The following is a 17,744-nucleotide window of genomic DNA, read 5'->3' on the forward strand; positions in this document are numbered from 1 at the left end:
CATATCAGTTCTGAAACTGTTACTTTAGCTGATTTTCCGGGAAACCTGTGATTGTAGACCCAATTCATTTTGACAATACGTCAGGCTAAATAGGTGTATTTCATGCAACTTATCACGTCGTTAGATATTAGGAATTCGGAATATTTTGCTAAAGACAGGTTTATCAGCTATCACCACCAAATGCGCCTTATCTCCTCGCTTGGTAGTAAGGTAAAGAACATCTTAGAAATTGGAATTTTTAATTCGATTTTAAAAGACCTCCTCAAACTGAATGGCTACAACGTAACTACAGCCGATATTGACCCCAATTTAAAGCCAGATATAATTTTGGATCTAACAACAGACTTTTCATTGCCAAAAGATCAGTTTGATGTAATAGTACTTTTTCAAGTGCTGGAACACTTGCCTTACCCTGAGTCAGAAAAAGCCTTGCAGAAACTTGCAGAGGCAACAAAGAGGTTTTTGGTGATTTCTATTCCCTACAACACCCAATATTTGGCACTCCAACTGAGATTTTCTTTCTTGCCTAGACCAAGACATTTATTCATAAAGATTCCTAAATTCTGGAGTACAAAACCTGTGTGTAACCAGCACTACTGGGAAATGGGATTAAAAGGATACTCCAAACAGCGAATTTTAAACTCCATTGCCAAAGTTGGGTTAACCGTCAAGCAAGAATTCCTTGACCCCACCAACCCATACCACTATTTTTTGGTATTAGAAAAAAACTAAAATTACTTAGATAACAACTTAAATCAGCAGGGAGTAGGGAAATCCGAATCACGACTAGGGGGCAAACAATGCTAAAAAAAGGAACAAAAGCCTGAGTTCAACCTTTAAAATCCTAAATTGTTATTATGCCTTCTTGCTTTCTTTAGGCTTTTCCTTGAAAGCAGAGGTTTAGGGTATGTTTGCCACATTTGATATTCAAATACTTGCATCGAAGATTACCAATCATGTTAGAACAAGGAACCATCAGTATTCATACTGAGAATATTTTCCCGATCATCAAGAAATCCCTTTACTCAGATCACCAGATATTCTTGCGGGAACTTATATCCAATGCCGTCGATGCCATCCAAAAATTGAAAATGGTATCACGTGCTGGGGAATACTCTGGCGATATTGGCGAACCAGAAATTCTAATTGCGATAGACAAAAATAACAAAACTCTCTCTGTCACTGATAACGGTATCGGGATGACAGCAGATGAGGTGAAAAAATATATCAACCAGGTTGCATTTTCTAGTGCTGAAGAATTTATTCACAAGTATAAAAGTACATCCGAGCAACCAATAATCGGTCACTTTGGTTTGGGCTTTTACTCCTCCTTCATGGTGGCGCAACAAGTCGAAATCGATACCTTATCTTACAAAGAAGGAGCGCAGGCAGTTCACTGGACTTGCGATGGTTCGCCAGAGTTCACCTTGGAAGATTCACCCCGCACTACTCGTGGCACCACAATTACTCTCCATTTGATGGAGGAGGAGCTAGACTATTTAGAATCTGCACGAATCAAAAATCTTGTCAAGACTTACTGCGACTTCATGCCAGTGCCAATCAAACTGGATGGCGAGGTATTAAATAGACAAAAAGCACCGTGGCGCGAGTCTCCCAGTAGCTTAAGTAAGGAAGATTATTTAGAGTTTTACCGCTATCTGTATCCTTTCCAAGAAGAGCCTCTATTGTGGGTGCATCTAAATACAGATTATCCCTTTATCATCAACGGGATTCTGTATTTTCCCAAACTAAAGCCGGATGTAGATGTCACTAAAGGGCATATTAAGCTATTCTGCAATCAAGTTTTTGTCAGCGACCACTGCGAAGAAATTATTCCCCAGTTTCTATTACCAATGCGGGGTGTAATAGATAGTACTGACATACCCTTGAACGTATCGCGCAGTGCTTTGCAAACCGATCGCACTGTCCGGAAAATTGGCGACTACATAGCTAAAAAAGTTGGCGATCGCCTTAAAGAACTGTACCGCGAAAATCGCGAACAATACATTAGCGCTTGGAAAGACCTCGGTACATTCGTGAAATTCGGGGTTATGAATGATGAGAAATTCAAAAAACAAGTCGAGGACATCCTCATTTTCCGTAGTACTGCTAAACTAGCAGAACAAGCAACTTCTGAAACCCCAGCAGTACAGGTACAGTCCGAAGAAGGGGATGCTTGGCAAGATGTCACTTCAACAACCTCTCCTACTTCCCCTCCGCAAGCGGGAGGAACTGAGGGAGGGTCATACACAACCCTGAAAGAATACTTAGAACGCAACAAGGAACGCCACCAAAACCGCGTCTTTTACTGCACAGACGAAGCAGCACAAGCAACCTACGTAGAACTCCACAAAAAACAAGGGTTAGAAGTCCTATTCATGGACTCCTTCATCGATACCCACTTCATCAACTTCCTCGAACGCGAATATCAAGATGTCAAATTTACGCGGGTAGACTCCGACTTAGATCAAACCCTGTTAGATAAAGACCAAGCTGGAGAAATTGTTGACCCGAAGACAAATAAAACTCGAAGCGAGACGATCAAAGAGCTATTTGAAAAAGCTCTCAATAAACCCAGGTTAAACATCCGCACTGAAGCCTTAAAATCAGACGATCCGCAAGGTACACCACCCGCAATGGTGTTGTTACCAGAGATTCTGCGTCGCCTGCGGGAAATGAATGCTTTAATGCAGCAGCAATTAGCAGAGTTTCCCGAAGACCATATTTTACTTGTAAATACTACTCACCCCCTGATTCAGAATTTGACGACTCTCAGTCAAAGCAGCATCATTCAGGGTGAGGGCGAATCACCAACAGGTCAGCTAGTCAATATGATTTGTCAACACATATATGATTTGGCGCTAATGACTCAGAAAGGGTTTGACGCTGAAGGGATGAAAGCCTTTGTTGAACGTTCCAACGAAGTCTTAACTAAGTTGACGGAACAAGCTGCTAAGTAACCTCACCCCCTAACATCCTCTCTGCCTGCGGAGAGGGGGAATATTTTCCCCTCTCTACTTGCGGGGAGGAACTAGGATCTGTTTTCAAACTACTCCTGACACTATCCCAAATTTTCAGATCCCCCATTATCCCCCTTGTAAAGGGAGACTTAAAAGTAATTTTCCCCCTTTTTAAGGAGGGTTAGGGGGGATCTAAGAGTTTGAAAACACGTCCTAGGGGTGGGGTAATAGCTTTTTGCTAGCCAAACGATTCTATACAATAGAAGATCGTGTTCAAAATAAATTGGAGAATTTAGTCATCATGTCTCGTCGCTGTCAATTAACTGGTAAAAAGGCAAATAATGCCTTTGCTATTTCGCACTCTCACCGTCGTACTAAGCGCCTTCAGCAGGTCAACCTCCAAACTAAGCGTGTTTGGTGGCCCCAAGGAAATCGCTGGGTGAAACTCAAGCTGTCTACCAAAGCTATCAAAACCCTAGAAACGAAAGGGTTAGAAGCGATGGCAAAAGAAGCAGGGATTAACCTTAATCATTATTAATTCCCAAGCAGTTTCTCAATCCACTTCTGTGGGTAAAAACAGTAGTGAGGCTAAGCCTCATTACTGTTTTCGCGATACTTCATAGCTACTCTGTTGAAAATACGAAAACTAAAGTTACAAATAATACAAATACACAGCCTCTCCACATGGAGGGGCTTTTAAGTATTTAATAACTTTTTGAGTATGATAAGTTTCTCAAACTAAGTGGGTACTATAAGCTTACTCTACTCATAACCACTTTTAAGATTTCACATATGACTAAACAATTGTTTCTACTGATTGCTTGCGAAATTATGGCGTTACTATCCTTTGTAGGCTATAAATTAATAGTTCAGAGGTAATGAAAGATTTACCGGAAAGTCTGATCAGTTCACAAAAAATATAACTATTGGTAGGAATTGATTGTGTAGATAGCGCCTGTTTTTGTATTCAAAATATATGCGATCGCTACATTCAATTAATTTGAAAACTGACATGCAAACGCTGGATCAGTCATCTTTTCAATAACATCATAATTTTAAAAACTTGTTCATAAATACTTGACGAGGAAGTGGCTATGTATCTGAATAGCAAATTAGTCAAGGTAATCAGAAAATACAGTCAAACACTTTGCCAGCAATCTCAATCAACAATTAAAGAGCAATTGTTGTGGTTCGTAAGAACATACTTTATTACTAGAAGGCAAACAGATTGGGTTAACTCCGGTTTCGTCTTACCAACGGTGGCAATGGTGTCACTAGTAGTTGTGCTGTTAACCACGGCAATTTTATTTAGGTCATTTGAGAGGGCTAAAAATGCTAGTAATGTTCGTGTCAATGAAGTAGTTATTAAAGCTGCTACCCCTGCTTTAGAACGTGCTAAAGCGAAAATTAGCGAATTATTTGCTGACCCAACATTGCCGAGAGCCGTTCCATCTAATGCCACACTTTATAACACCTTATTTTCTAAGCTAAATGTCTACACTTTGGGCGATGAAACTCCCCTGACTTTAGCTTACGACCTGGACAAAGATAAAGACATTGAATCACCTACAAGTGGAACTTTAGAAGAAAAAGAAATACTACAGACAGCTTGGAAATTTCCTGTTGATACCGATAATAATGGCAAATTTGATAGCTTTACCCTCTACGCTGTTTACTTCCGAAATCCACCTTATATTGGTGCTAACCCTGCCCGCCAACGCAGTCCTCTTGATGGACGAACAGCACCTTTATCAAGCAATGCTTGTGATGCTGCAGGTGAAACTAGCGCCAGCTTGGTAGGTAGTTCTGGCTGGTATAAAACACCTACCGGTGAATTGAAGAAAAGCTTTTTTGTCTACGCAGTCACTGTTCCTATAACAAAAACAAATAAAGATAGTTTGAATGACGGTTATGAGGAATCTAAAGGAAACAGAGGCTTTTCAGCCATAGAAATGCAACAAGACCGAATTCAGTTGCCTATTACGAATAACGCTGTAGTGTATGAGGACGACTTAGATATTACACCTGGTCCACAATTTTATCTGAATGGACGTATATTCACTAATAGTAATTTCTTCACGGGGGAAAGTTTTCAAGATATCAGGTTATTTCAAGTCAGCAGTTTTAAATCCTGTTACTATGAGCGAGAAAATGGCAAAATTATTGTTGGAGGTAATGTTGCTACTAACTCTGCTATAGCAGGTTCTAATAATTATAAAAATCCAACTGAAATAGATCTATTTGATGAAAATAATTTACCAACTAAAAAACAGCTTGAATCAAAACATGCATCATCCAATACAAATGGCCCAAACCAAGTTGCCTATAACAGTCAAGCTTACGCCCAACGTATAGACCTGTTGGTAAACGCTCAATTTGCTAGAAATAAAGATTATGACCCCCAAGAGGTCAAAGATAGTATAGCCAGACGCATAGCTAGTGACCCCAACTTAGACTCTGATAAAGTTCGACGGGAAGAATTAGAAATTTACTTCCGCAAGCGTACCAGACGTGTACCATTTAATGAAGTACCTCTTGGGACATCTGGCATTACTGGCTACACTGAAGCTGATGTTCTGCAAGGAACTGAAAATAGTGGTAGTAATAATAAGCTGCGACCACCAGATGCATGGATATATCCTACAGATACCAACACTACCTTGACATTAAAAACAACAAATTTACCTGCTACAGATCCTGACATAGTAGAAACAACTCCTGTCAAAGAAAATGAGATAGGCGATCGCATACTGGCAGGTAATAACCTCCCTGAACTCAGATGGGATAACACAAAACAAGAATTTGTAGGAGAGAATAACCTCCAAGAAATCACTGGTGTGAAGTGGAATAGCAGCAAAAAGACTCGTACCCGCACCACTCGCGTAAAACAATTAGCTGACTTGGGTGTAACAGGACGTGACGGTTTTTGGGAAAACGCAGCCGCTTCACCCCGCGCTGACAATCTTGATGTTGTGGGTGGTCTCCGTGTTATAACCGGTGCAGGTATATACATGAAAACAGGTTCTTTCTTACCAACACCCCTGCAGCCTGCGGATAATCTCAATACACCAGAAAAAGAAGATAAAGCTCCTGTGGTTTGGTCGGATGCTATGCCTATGCTCGTTCCCGATCCAAGCAACCCAAGCAATACATCGCGTGGTCATTTAGTGATGCGTGCTACTGCAGTTTGATTGGGCATCTTGATACTCCTTTCAAAAACGCAAGTTCTGGAGTTCTCCAGCTTTGAGCTTTTGGAATTGTAAGAGTGTATCGGGAAGGTTAGGAAACAGATAAAGCCCGGTTGATTCATCCTTGCTAATGGCGATCGTTCCGTTATGAATGCGATCGTAGATCCAGTGGGGTGAAAGTTCTAAAGACTGGGCAACTTGAGGAACCGTAAGATAACCCGAAATCTCGCGGGGATGAGACTGGCTACGGTTTTGAAAAATATGATGTTTAAGCCGGATAGTTTTGACTGTACTGGGCAGGAGAGTTTTGCATAGTGGCGATCGATAACCTTGTGCCGTCAGTTGTTGAGCGATAACTTGGTCATCAATACTTTGTTGGCTCAAACTAACAACCTGAGTTTCCAATTCCTGGGCATTGGTGAGTTCAGCCAATGAACCAACTGGGATTGGCAGGTCAACATTAGTAGTGTCACCACCTTTCCAAATAATCCGAGTGCGAACTGTATCACGTGCAACACGATGAATGACGACCTTATCAATGAGGCAGGCGTAGCAGAGATTTTTTTTGCACTTGTGTCAAGGTGCCACTGTGCCAAAGTTCAGGGAGCCTTTGTCCAATGTTAATAAAAGCAGTTTTGAGTTCTTTTGGTAGGGTATCTACTGTTTGAGGCTGCTGACGTTGAGCATAGTTTTCTTGGGCAAGTTTTAGTTCGCGTAAAGCGTTTCCCAACGCGGTTCTAGTTCGGCCGCTCCCAATCGGTTATCCGGGTCAACCCGGTTAAACTGTCTTTCTGCTAGTGCTACTTGATACTGTAAACGTTGTATTTGTTGAGAGTGCGCTCGTTCCACTGTCTCTTGAGACTGCTGTTGGGTTTTGACAGCTTTGTGATAAGCATCTAGCTCTACAACTGACAAAGCTTCTAAAAAGGCATTGACTACGTACTCATCAATTGCATCAGCAGGAATATACTGACAAACAGGCACACGATACTGCTGCCGTAAGGAGTTACAAATATAGCGGGTTGCGCCTTTGTACTGGACAACCATCTTGTGACCACATTCACCACAGTAAAACTATCCCATGCAGTAATGCTGCACCAGGGCGAGGGATACCACGAGTTTTATTGCGGTCATACTCAGCATAATTATCCATAAGCTGTGCCTGATTACGCTCGTAGGTTTGCCAACTGATGTAAGCTGGATATACGTCATTGACTCGGATTTTCCATTCGGCCATTGGCAATTGCTTTTTGTTGTGGCTGATTTGAAACCAAACCACGTTTGAGAGTACGTGTACGTCCATATACAAATGCACCAGCGTAGGCAGGATTTTTCAGAATTGAGATGATACTTGCCACGCTAGGCTTGCGCCAGAAAATATCACCAAAGCGATTTCTCCGTGGAAGCAACAGCCCTTCACTGTTGAACGTCTGCAACACTTTGGAAGCTGACTTACGTTGCCCAAAAATCTCAAACACTAAGTTAATTCGGTTAATCACCTCACGATTTGGGTCTTTCTGCACCACTCCCAGTTCATCACGAACCAAACCCACAGGTAAGGTGAGTGCCAGTTCACCACGCCTGGCTTTGCTAAGAATCCCAGCACTTAAGCGGGAACGAATCGTATGCAACTCTACTTCGGAAATTTGTCCTTTGAGTCCCAACAATAATCGACCATTGGCACTACTTGGATCATAAACCCCATCTCTGTCAGCAATCAAACAACCTCTGTAACCACACAAGTCCAGCAAGGGATACCAATCTGAGCAATTACGTGACAGGCGAGTAACATCATAAGAGAGGATAATCCCTACTAATCCTAAAGTTACCTGGGCTAACAGTTCTTTAAAGCCTGGTCGCTGTTCTGCGCTGGCGGCGGTAATACCTAGATCAGTGTCAATTACCTCAATGTTATTATCCGACCAGCCCAGTTCTATAGCTCGCTGACGCAGAGCGTATTGCAGACGCAAACTCTCCTGATTGCTGATTAATTGATGTGGGGTAGACTGACGAATGTAGATTATCGCTTTGCGGTTCAGGTGTTGGAGTGTTACTAGCTCTGAGGTACTCATAAATTACCTCCTGGAAGACGGTTTGTAGTTCGTCTGTGATTACTTCTTGGAGTGCTGGGGTGAGGCGTTCCCAGATCTCACGGGGTGGGATTGACATAAAACCTCACATTGTTTGGCTAACGTGACTAACTCAGTCACACTCTCTAATGTGAGCTTAGTACGTAAATACTGTTTTGGGAGAGCTAATTGGGTTGCTGATAAAGGAATGCGTAAGCGCATATGACCTCGATAGGCTACTACCGCATGACCCTCACCACTTGGCGGGGTTGATATGGATATCACTGCAAACCTTCGCCCAAATAGTGGGTGCATCACATCAGTTACTTCTATGTCAGTTAAGTTTGCTGATGGGTTCTTGAGATGGGCATTAAGTAATGGTTTCGTTTATCACTACAATAATGATCCCTATACCCCTCAAACAAAAGCAACAGATACCCAAACACCCATTGCTTGCGTTAGTAGTTACTACAATCCAACCAACGCAAACACGATTGTCAATGGCACAATGGCACAGGTGAATGCCGGTACTCACTCTAACAACGGTGTGAGTTACGCTGTTTCTAGCACTACAGCCAAAGATATCACCAGGGGTCAAACTACAGATAGCGATGGGCTATTTACCACAGCATCTGGCGCTGACGATGTCACAAACACAGGTGTTGATTTGACAGAACGTTTGAAGTATCAAGCAAACTTAGTCTTTCCCAATGGTCAGTTTGTAAATCCACTGCTGCGACAAGCCCTGAAAAAGGCCACAACTAAACCTCTGACTTTGTCAGAACAGTCTGCACTTGACTCCAGCATCTGCGCCATACAAATTGCTGATGGTACTCTTAGTACTAATAGCAGTGTCATTCCCAATGGTGCAATCAAAGAAACAGCTTTTCTTGACGCTAGACAAATAAAAGCCATTGATAATGGTACACCGACAGGAAAATACGATCTTGAAATCGAACAGCGTCAGCCCTTAGAAATTCGCGCCACTGTCATTGATTTAGACAAGCTACGTAAAAAATCAATCACTGGTACTTGGTCTAAAGAATACCTACTGCCAAACAGTGGGATTATCTACGTCTCCCGTGATGATGCACGAGCAGATCGCAGCGATCCAAATAGTTCTAACGTCAGCGCCACTGACTACAAGCTAGACCCAAACCGTCGCCCCAACGCTATTATGTTGATTAATGGCGGCGATCTTAGTCGTGAGAATGATTACAGACCAGAGGAAAAAGGCTTAATTTTAGCAACAGACTTGCCCGCATATATTAGAGGCGATTTTAACCTACACAATAAGCAAGAATTCAAAGGCAGCGATTTTTTGAGTTCTCCAGACGATTGGACAACAGGCACAGATCCCAATATCAAATTTTACACCCGTTCTGACCGCGATCCAGACTTTGCTTGTCGTCCTAAAGACCCCAGGCTTCCAAAGTGTAGCACCGGTGAAACCTGGCGACCTGCATCAGTGCTTGCTGATGCTGTCACTGTGCTTTCTAATAATTTCCAGGAAGGTTTTCGTGATGAGGGTGATTATGACCTGCGGAATAACCAAACAGATACCAGCAATGCAGCTAATGTGAGTAGTACTCGACTGAGAAACGGCTTCTGGGATAATAACTTTGTTACCTCTAGAAATTTTACAGACACTGACTATTCTGGCAGTAGTGGCTCTCCGCCCAACAGTTCTTATTTCAATAACTTTGTCACACCGATTCAGCGACGAGTTAGCTTTCCAGAGTACGTTATGGAAATGTGTCTCAAGATACCTGTATCGGAATGTACAAAACCAGATGATTGGGTGGTTGGCTATAATGGTGATTTAAGCAAGCATTCATGGGATCTATCACCATCAGATACAGACTCCACTAAATTGATGGCTGGTACTACTGCTAAAGCTGCTGCAACAGGTTATGAGCGATACGCCCGTCGGGTTGCGTTTAAACGCAATTCTAGTGGTGAATTGGTTGATCAAAACGGCAATGTGATAGATCCAAATAATATTACCAATCCTCCCATCGCTCTAGGAATCAAGAGTAGTAAGATTGATAGTTCAGGAGTTATACCTGATAAAGCAAACAATGCTTTGTGGTTTACTACAGTCAACTCGTCTGATACAGCTAATCCACCAACTCAGAAAGTATACACTAACACAACTCGTCTTTTTTACAGATTTCCTACTCTAAACGCTAAAGACCAGCCATTGTTAGAACCAATCTTGCAGATCCACGTACTGAACAAAAATCCTAATAAAAATATAAAAGACACTACTACTTATCTCGACTTGGTTGAGTTAGATGCTAATTTGAAGCCCCAGAACAAGAAAGATAGAGTGAAATATACCAGATGGCTGGCAAAGGCTACGGAGACTACATTTAATTTGGTTATTGCTGCGGGTGATACGCCTACCCGTGTAGGAAATACAGGCAACCCATATTATGAAAACAACGGCGGTTTGCATAATTTCGTCCGCTTCATAGAAAGCTGGGATAATGGCGGTGCTAGTGGTGCAAGCGATCCAATCAACGCAAATATTACAGGTTCATTCATTCAGTTTAAACGTAGTATTTTTGCAACAGCTCCTTTCCAAGTATTTACCAGACCCGATGCTAACGATAATCCTAATGTCAAAAGTCTATTTTCTGAAAGACAAGGAGTTTATTACAACACTGATAGTACTGGATACGGGGAAGCACCTTTTTACATGGCTCCTAAACGGAATTGGGGTTTTGATGTAGCATTACTGTCTCAAAACCCTGACTTGTTCGCTCAGCGTTTTGTAATCCCTAATACAGATCCACCTGACGAATACTATAGAGAAGTTCCTCGAGACGATCGCTGGGTACAAACCTTGCTATGTGCAGTTCAAGATACAACAGAAAACGGCTTTGATACTGCATTCAATATCAAAATCTACGACTCAACTAAAAAAACTACCACTACAACAAGTACCAAATATGCGCTACCTGCATCTGAACGTCCTAGTACTTGTCCAGTGACTCCAAATTGAGTTCTTTCTCTGATAGTTGCAAGTCTGGAGTAAAGTCCACCTCTGCAAATATAAATTCCAGCTTTGCTCATCAATTGCAAGGAGAAAATGACAATGAAACTGCACGTATTGCAGAAACTACTTCCTCATTCTTGTGAGGCTGGTTTTACGATTGTTGAATCGCTAGTAGCACTACTTGTAACAGCAATTTTACTAGCAGCGATCGCACCTGTACTTGTTCTCTCAACTGCAACTCGCGTGCAATCCAGAAGAGTAGAACTCGCAACCATAGCAGCGAAAACATATGTTGATGGTGTGAAATCAAATACCATTGCCGATCCACCTGCCACGAACCCTATCACTACTACTCCAGATCAATATAGTGTTCCGACCGCAGGAAGTTTAACGTGCAACACAGCAAATGACTATTGTTCGAAAAAAGATTTGTACTGTGTGGATGGCGATGCTGATAACAAGTGTACGGATACTAGTGCCAAAGATTTGGTAATTCAAGCTTTTCGATATAACTCCCAATCTTCTGAGGCTAACAACGGCTATAACTTAACTTTACGTATTTACAGAGCAGATGGTTTTAAAGGTAGTGCTGCTTTGAAAAAGAGTACTAAACAAGCTACTTTCACGGGTGGAATAGGCGATCGTAAAGCACCACTACTAGAGATGACTACTGAAATCGCCAAAGGTCAAACCTCCTATAGCTCTTTATGCCAAAGACTTGGTGGTTGCAAATAATTAGAGGAGCAATGAAAGCATAATGAATACACTGAGATGGGTGTTAAGTACTCAGCTAAAAATATGGAAGCAGCACAAAAAAAATAGCGGCTTCACACTTATTGAATTACTAGTGGCGATGATTTTGGCAGTTCTTGTCATCACGCCTTTGCTAGGATTTATGCTCAATATTTTAGATAGCGATCGCCAAGAGCAAGCTAAGGTAAACTCTGAACAAGAAATTCAAGCTGCTGCTGATTTTATAACTCGTGATTTACAACAGGCTTTTTACATCTACGATGCAACAGGTGTGGATGCTATCAAATCTCAACTTCCATCTGTTACAGGTGGAGAACCAGTACTTGTCTTTTGGAAGCGAGAATTTGCTCCAGAAGTGGCTATTACCAACACAAAAGATAGCGGCGGGAAAGAGATAAATTTTAAAGACGATGCCTTTGTTTATTCATTAGTTGCCTACTATTTAATCAAAGATAGTAACGATAATTGGTCTAAAGCAGCACGCATTGCCAGATTTCAAATTAAAGATGGCTATCTCAATATTAATGGCAATACTTGTACTAAAACATACGATACTACTAGTAAGTTTAGCCTCTGTCCTGATGTTGGTTTTCAACCATTGGATTTATCACAAAATGGTAAAACAATACAAGAAAAGATGAATGGCTGGACAAAATTAAAAGATCAAGATTACACTCAAAAACCAATTGTTTTAGTTGATTTTATTGACCAAACCACAACGACACAAAAAGCACCAGATGCGACTTGCCCTTCAGGCTTTGCCGTTGTGCCATCCAGTCTTACCAGTAGTACTTCAACTAAGAGAACAGGCTTCTATGCTTGCATACAGTCGGTAAGTTCTAGTAATAAAAGTATTGCTGAGATTTATTTACGTGGTAATGCTCTAGCTCGTCTCAATAATGATGAAAATAAAATCATTTATAACTCCAGCCAATTGACTTATTTCCCACAAGCAAAAGTCAGGGTTGAAGGACGTAGTTTTATCTTCACTAAGTAGACTCTTCAATTGATAAATATTTACTCAAGATTAATTAGCATACAAAGTATAAGCAAGTTAATGATGTTACAAAACTATTATTCACATAAACTAATAAAAAGATTAAAACACCTACAACTAAAAGCTATATGTGATGTCTTCATCCATCGACAAGATCATGCAGGCTATACCTTAATAGAGATTATTGTTGTAGTACTCATGGTAGGAATTTTAGCAGCAATAGTTAGCCCTACCTGGTTTGCCTTTGTTAACAGACAGAGGGTAAATAAAGCTAACGATGCTGTTTTAGCAGCACTACAAGAAGCCCAGCGAGAAGCTAAGAAGAAAAAATTAAGCTATAGTGTGAGCTTTAAACATGAAGACGGGATTCCCAAAATATTAATTCATGATGGTAAGGTTCCACCTGCTTCTGGATGGAAGAATTTAGGTGAAGATATGGGATTTAAATCAGGTCAAATAGCTTTGTATACTAACCTTGACACTAAATTTCAGGAAGATGCCACTAGTGCTAACAAAAAAGCCTCTGCAAAAGTCGATTATCAAAAATCAGGAAGTGGGACTATCACTTTTGATTACATGGGAACTGTTCCTGATGTGAATTTGGGAACTGCCGGTGGTTCCTCAGATCAACTTGGTTTCAAAATCGCTGTTGCTACTCCTAAAACCGGAAGTTATGAAGCTACAAATGTTAGGCGATGCGTGATTTTAGATACTCTCATTGGTGGAATGCGTACAGCAAAAGATAAAGAATGTGAATAGTTTCTGTACAATTTTACTCAAAATTCAATATAAATACTGAAGATGAAATCGCACTCAGAAAGCAAACTGGATTTACTAGGTGCAGTTTTTATTTTTGGTAACTACCAGAATTCTAATGATGTGCTAGCTACACAAATAGTAATATCACATTTAAGTATTTAATTACTTTTTCTATCAATAATTAATAAATAAGTTTGATTATGAATGAAGAATACCTAGATTTTACCGTAGCCATACCAACTTATAACGGTGAAAGTCGCTTGCCAAAATTATTAGATCTACTGCAAAATCAAATTAATACCGAACATCTTTCTTGGGAAATTATTGTTGTAGATAATAACAGCACTGATAATACAGCCGATGTTGTTAAGACTTATCAAGCAAATTGGCAATGCCCTTATTCTTTAAAGTACTGCTTTGAAGCTCAACAAGGAGCAGCACACGCTAGACAACGGGCAGTTGAGAAAGCTAAGGGTAAATTTATAGGTTTTCTTGATGATGATAATTATCCAGCATCCAACTGGGTGGCAGCAGCGTATACATTTGGGCAAGCGCATCCCCATGTAGGAGCATATGGTAGCCAAGTTCACGGTGATTTTGAAGTTGAACCTCCAGAAAACTTTGAGAAGATAGCTTGTTTTTTAGCCATCACTGAACGGGGTACAGAACCTCATAGATACGAACCACAATTAAAGATATTACCTCCAGGAGCTGGCTTGGTTGTTCGTAAACAAGCTTGGTGTCAAACAGTTCCTAAACGTCTTTTTTTAAATCACAAGGGTAGAGAAGCACTGTTAGCAAGTGAAGATTTAGAAGCAGTGCTACATATTCAGTTGGGTGGTTGGGAAATTTGGTATAACCCAGAAATGCATATTTACCATCAAATTCCAGCATGGCGTTTGCAAAGAGAATACTTAATTCGTTTATTTCGCTGTGTTGGCTTAAGTCGTCATCACCTCCGTATGCTCAGAACGCAACCTTGGTTACGACCTCTAGCGAGTCTGGGGTATTTTATCAATGACTTACGCAAAATTACACTTATTTTACTTAAGTATAGAAGTTCTATTCAAAGCGATTTAATTGTTTCCTGTGAAATGGAACTTTTAGTTAATAGTTTGTTCAGCCCTTTCTATCTGATTGCAAAAAGATTATTTCATGATTATTTATTAGTTTTTTCTCAATCTTGAGTAAGAAAAATATCAATAATCAATACATAATAGAAATCAATATTTGAAATATGATTGAGAATCAACCCTTAGATTTTACTTTAGCAATTCCTACGTATAACGGGGAAAAATTATTACCTAATCTATTGGAAAATTTATGTTCACAAATTGGAGTAGAAGACCTGAAATGGGAAATTATTATTGTTGATAATAATAGTACCGACAACACAGCCGCAATGATTCGTAATTACCAAACTAATTGGCAGATTAATTGTCAGTTAAGGTATTTTCTGGAAACCGAACAAGGAGCCGCCTTTGCAAGATTACGTGCTGTAAGTGAAGCTAAAGGTGAGCTGATTGGGTTTTTAGATGACGATAATCTACCTGCATCTGATTGGATTGTACAAGCTGTTGCTTTTGCCAAAGAATATCCTCACGCGGGAGCTTTTGGTGGTCAAATACACGGTGATTTTGAAATCCAGCCACCAGAAAATTTTGCTAGAATCCAAAGCTTTTTGGCTATAAGAGAACGCGGAGAAAAACCAAATTTATACGATCCAATAAATTTAAGTCTTCCTCCAGCAGCAGCGTTTGTTATTCGTAGAAAAGTCTGGTGTGATAATGTTCCTAGCCGTCCCTTTTTAACCGGAAAAGTTCCAGGGAAAATGGTGCAGGGTGATGATTATGAACCATTGCTTTATATACACAAGGCAGGCTGGGAAATTTGGTACAATCCAGCCATGCATACTTATCATCAAATTCCACATTGGCGATTAAAAAACGATTATTTACTATCTTTAGCTCGTGGTTGTGGTTTGTGTATTTGTCATCTGCGCTTGATCAATGCTCAAAACTGGCAAAAACCAATAATCTTCCTTAGAATTATTCTGGGTAACTTGCGTCGATTATTACAGCATATTATTAAGTATAGGAGGCAATTACAAAATGATGCGATCGCACTTGTGGAAATGGAATTTTACTTGAGTAGTATGCTAAGTCCTTTTTATTTTTTAAAAACACTGATATGGAAGTGAACAAGCCATTATTGAAAGTTTAATATTCCAAAAATATTGGCGTCATTTATTACTATTTTAACTTCGATTTGATTCACCTTAGTACTTGTAAATGATGCTAGAACACTCTTCTAATTATTATCATGCCACTTATTTCTATAATTATCCCAACTTACAATAGCGAGAAGACTATTAAATATACAATAGAATCGGTTTTGGAACAAACTTTGACAGACTATGAGTTAATTGTAATTAACGATGGCTCATCTGACTCAACATTAGATATAGTTTCCCAATTTCATGACCTTAGGATAAAAGTATTTTCCTATCCTCACCAGGGGGCAAATGTTAGCCGTAATCTTGGTCTGGCTCATGCAACTGGAGAATTTATTAGTTTCTTAGATGCAGATGACTTATGGACATCTGATAAACTTGCTAGTCAGATGAAGGCATTGCAAGAAAACCCTCAAACAAGTGTTGCTTATAGTTGGACTGATTATATAGATGAGAAAGGTGAATTCTTGCTTGCAGGCACACATATTAATGCAAATGGAGATGTGTATGAACAGCTATTAGTGAACAATTTTTTAGAGAATGGTTCTAATCCTTTGATTCGTAAAGAGGCTCTAATTAAATTAGGTGGATTTGATGAAAACTTGAGTGCCGGTCAGGATTGGGATATGTGGCTGCGATTAGCAAGAGAATTCAGTTTCGTTGCTGTACCTAAAGTTCAGATACTATATCGAAAAAGTTCTAATTCCCTGTCTTCTAATCTTGCCAGACAAGAAAAAGCCTGCCTGAAAGTACTTGATAAGGCGTATAATGGTAGTTCAAAAGATTTACAACATCTTCGCAAACAGAGCCTTACTAACCTGTACAAATACCTGACTTGTAAAGCAATGGATAAGCCATTCAATCGACGAAAAGGTTTAGCTGCGGCTAGATTTTTATGGAAATATGTCATCAACAATTCTTCAAGAATATATAGTACAAAATTAACGTTAAAACTCTTATTTAAAATAGTATTTATCATGATACTACCCTCTAATTTATCGACAGCATTATTAACTGGCATAAAGACGAAAACGAAGAAACTGAATAAGTCATAAATATCCGGAGAATCGAAAACCTACCAGTAAATAAAAATAGATATCCTGGTGTGTTTTTATATGTCTAATTATGCAAAAAATTTTTTTAAAAATAGCTCTATTAGCGGCTTCACGCTGCTGGAGACGCTGGTAGTAATTTTAGCAATTGGTATATTAGCTGCGATCGCCCTACCTAACTGGCTGGCTTTTGTAGACATTCAACGCCTCAACGCTGCTCAAAGTGAAGTCTACAGCGCCATGCGCCAAGCCCAAAGCCAAGCAATCAAGGAAAAATTGACCTGGCAAGCTAGCTTTCGCGAACAAAACGGTATTGTTAAGTGGACAGTTCATCAAGCTGAAGCAGGTAAATTCATTCCTGATGGTGTCAGTGCCAACGATAAGCTATGGCATAACTTTGATAAAAATATTCGCATCGATCAAGAACAAAACAAGAAAGGTAAATACGAGACAACTTTACGAAAGCAATCTTCACAACAAGCTTGGCGAGTGATTTTTAACTACCAAGGTTGTCCCGTTTATGAAGTTGGAAATGAATGTCTCCATACATCACTACAAGCACTAGGACAGATAACCTTGTACAGTCAAAACGGTGGTAAAGCCAAACGCTGTGTCTACGTTTCGACGATTTTAGGGGCGATGCGAATGGGAAAAGAGCATACCCAAGCCAACAACAATGATAAATACTGCTATTAAGATATTATTGGTTGAATTTACACAAGAAATTCC

18 protein-coding genes are annotated in these 17,744 nt (G+C 40.1%); 12 read left to right on the top strand and 6 right to left on the bottom strand.

Features of this window, described 5'->3' with window-relative positions; all coding sequences use genetic code 11:
* Positions 1–102 precede the first annotated feature (102 nt).
* From FIS9605_RS0113465 to hpsA (FIS9605_RS37000), 4 genes are all read left to right on the top strand, one after another.
* Entirely contained in the window at positions 103–732 is a 630-nt protein-coding gene (locus FIS9605_RS0113465) for a class I SAM-dependent methyltransferase (protein ID WP_026733055.1), read from the top strand.
* A gap of 224 nt (positions 733–956) precedes the next feature.
* Positions 957–2,960, top strand: a complete 2,004-nt coding sequence (gene htpG, locus FIS9605_RS0113470) for a molecular chaperone HtpG (RefSeq protein ID WP_026733056.1) — start codon at positions 957–959, stop codon at positions 2,958–2,960.
* A gap of 301 nt (positions 2,961–3,261) precedes the next feature.
* Positions 3,262–3,498, top strand: coding sequence for a 50S ribosomal protein L28 (gene rpmB / locus FIS9605_RS0113475; protein WP_026733057.1), 237 nt, complete (start codon positions 3,262–3,264; stop codon positions 3,496–3,498).
* Positions 3,499–4,054: 556 nt separating this feature from the next.
* Positions 4,055–6,151 (top strand): hormogonium polysaccharide biosynthesis protein HpsA, encoded by a 2,097-nt coding sequence (hpsA, locus tag FIS9605_RS37000; protein WP_035139788.1) that lies wholly within the window; start codon positions 4,055–4,057, stop codon positions 6,149–6,151.
* A gap of 21 nt (positions 6,152–6,172) precedes the next feature.
* Here the strand turns inward: hpsA (FIS9605_RS37000) and FIS9605_RS45185 are convergent, their stop codons facing one another.
* From FIS9605_RS45185 to FIS9605_RS46590, 6 genes are all read right to left on the bottom strand, one after another.
* A complete protein-coding gene (locus FIS9605_RS45185; protein ID WP_231510304.1) occupies positions 6,173–6,580 on the bottom strand; it encodes a hypothetical protein in 408 nt (135 codons plus the stop codon).
* A gap of 103 nt (positions 6,581–6,683) precedes the next feature.
* Positions 6,684–6,878, bottom strand: coding sequence for a hypothetical protein (locus tag FIS9605_RS45190; RefSeq protein ID WP_231510315.1), 195 nt, complete (start codon positions 6,876–6,878; stop codon positions 6,684–6,686).
* Positions 6,854–7,195: a hypothetical protein gene (locus FIS9605_RS45195; protein WP_231510316.1), complete on the bottom strand. Its 342-nt coding sequence runs from the start codon at positions 7,193–7,195 to the stop codon at positions 6,854–6,856. Before FIS9605_RS45195 ends, FIS9605_RS45190 begins: the two co-directional genes overlap by 25 nt.
* Before the next feature lie 13 nt (positions 7,196–7,208).
* Positions 7,209–7,385 (bottom strand): hypothetical protein, encoded by a 177-nt coding sequence (locus tag FIS9605_RS45200; protein WP_231510317.1) that lies wholly within the window; start codon positions 7,383–7,385, stop codon positions 7,209–7,211.
* The gene (locus FIS9605_RS45205; protein WP_231510318.1) at positions 7,357–8,220 is read right to left on the bottom strand and encodes a recombinase family protein; all 864 of its coding nucleotides are present in this window, start codon (positions 8,218–8,220) and stop codon (positions 7,357–7,359) included. The genes FIS9605_RS45200 and FIS9605_RS45205 overlap by 29 nt, the downstream gene beginning before the upstream one ends.
* Before the next feature lie 39 nt (positions 8,221–8,259).
* Complete coding sequence (locus FIS9605_RS46590) at positions 8,260–8,502, bottom strand: hypothetical protein (RefSeq protein ID WP_442854701.1); 243 nt, start codon at positions 8,500–8,502, stop codon at positions 8,260–8,262.
* Between the two features lie 46 nt (positions 8,503–8,548).
* Here FIS9605_RS46590 and hpsA (FIS9605_RS37010) point away from each other — a divergent pair, with 46 nt between their 5' ends.
* From hpsA (FIS9605_RS37010) to FIS9605_RS0113525, 8 genes are all read left to right on the top strand, one after another.
* A complete protein-coding gene (gene hpsA, locus FIS9605_RS37010) occupies positions 8,549–11,227 on the top strand; it encodes a hormogonium polysaccharide biosynthesis protein HpsA (RefSeq protein WP_051469989.1) in 2,679 nt (892 codons plus the stop codon).
* 93 nt (positions 11,228–11,320) lie between these two features.
* A complete protein-coding gene (hpsB, locus tag FIS9605_RS0113495) occupies positions 11,321–11,956 on the top strand; it encodes a hormogonium polysaccharide secretion pseudopilin HpsB (RefSeq protein WP_026733058.1) in 636 nt (211 codons plus the stop codon).
* A 22-nt stretch (positions 11,957–11,978) separates the two neighbouring features.
* Positions 11,979–12,971 (top strand): hormogonium polysaccharide secretion pseudopilin HpsC, encoded by a 993-nt coding sequence (hpsC, locus tag FIS9605_RS0113500; RefSeq protein ID WP_026733059.1) that lies wholly within the window; start codon positions 11,979–11,981, stop codon positions 12,969–12,971.
* Positions 12,972–13,031: 60 nt separating this feature from the next.
* Positions 13,032–13,730 (top strand): pilus assembly FimT family protein, encoded by a 699-nt coding sequence (locus FIS9605_RS0113505; RefSeq protein ID WP_231510319.1) that lies wholly within the window; start codon positions 13,032–13,034, stop codon positions 13,728–13,730.
* Positions 13,731–13,930: 200 nt separating this feature from the next.
* The gene (gene hpsE / locus FIS9605_RS0113510; protein ID WP_026733061.1) at positions 13,931–14,917 is read left to right on the top strand and encodes a hormogonium polysaccharide biosynthesis glycosyltransferase HpsE; all 987 of its coding nucleotides are present in this window, start codon (positions 13,931–13,933) and stop codon (positions 14,915–14,917) included.
* A gap of 50 nt (positions 14,918–14,967) precedes the next feature.
* Complete coding sequence (hpsE, locus tag FIS9605_RS0113515; protein WP_026733062.1) at positions 14,968–15,930, top strand: hormogonium polysaccharide biosynthesis glycosyltransferase HpsE; 963 nt, start codon at positions 14,968–14,970, stop codon at positions 15,928–15,930.
* Between the two features lie 122 nt (positions 15,931–16,052).
* Positions 16,053–17,018 (top strand): glycosyltransferase, encoded by a 966-nt coding sequence (locus FIS9605_RS0113520; RefSeq protein ID WP_026733063.1) that lies wholly within the window; start codon positions 16,053–16,055, stop codon positions 17,016–17,018.
* Between the two features lie 60 nt (positions 17,019–17,078).
* On the top strand, positions 17,079–17,711 hold the full coding sequence (locus tag FIS9605_RS0113525) for a prepilin-type N-terminal cleavage/methylation domain-containing protein (RefSeq protein WP_026733064.1): 633 nt from the start codon (positions 17,079–17,081) through the stop codon (positions 17,709–17,711).
* The last annotated feature ends 33 nt before the right edge of the window (positions 17,712–17,744 follow it).

Source organism: Fischerella sp. PCC 9605, assembly GCF_000517105.1.
Taxonomy (GTDB): domain Bacteria; phylum Cyanobacteriota; class Cyanobacteriia; order Cyanobacteriales; family Nostocaceae; genus PCC9605.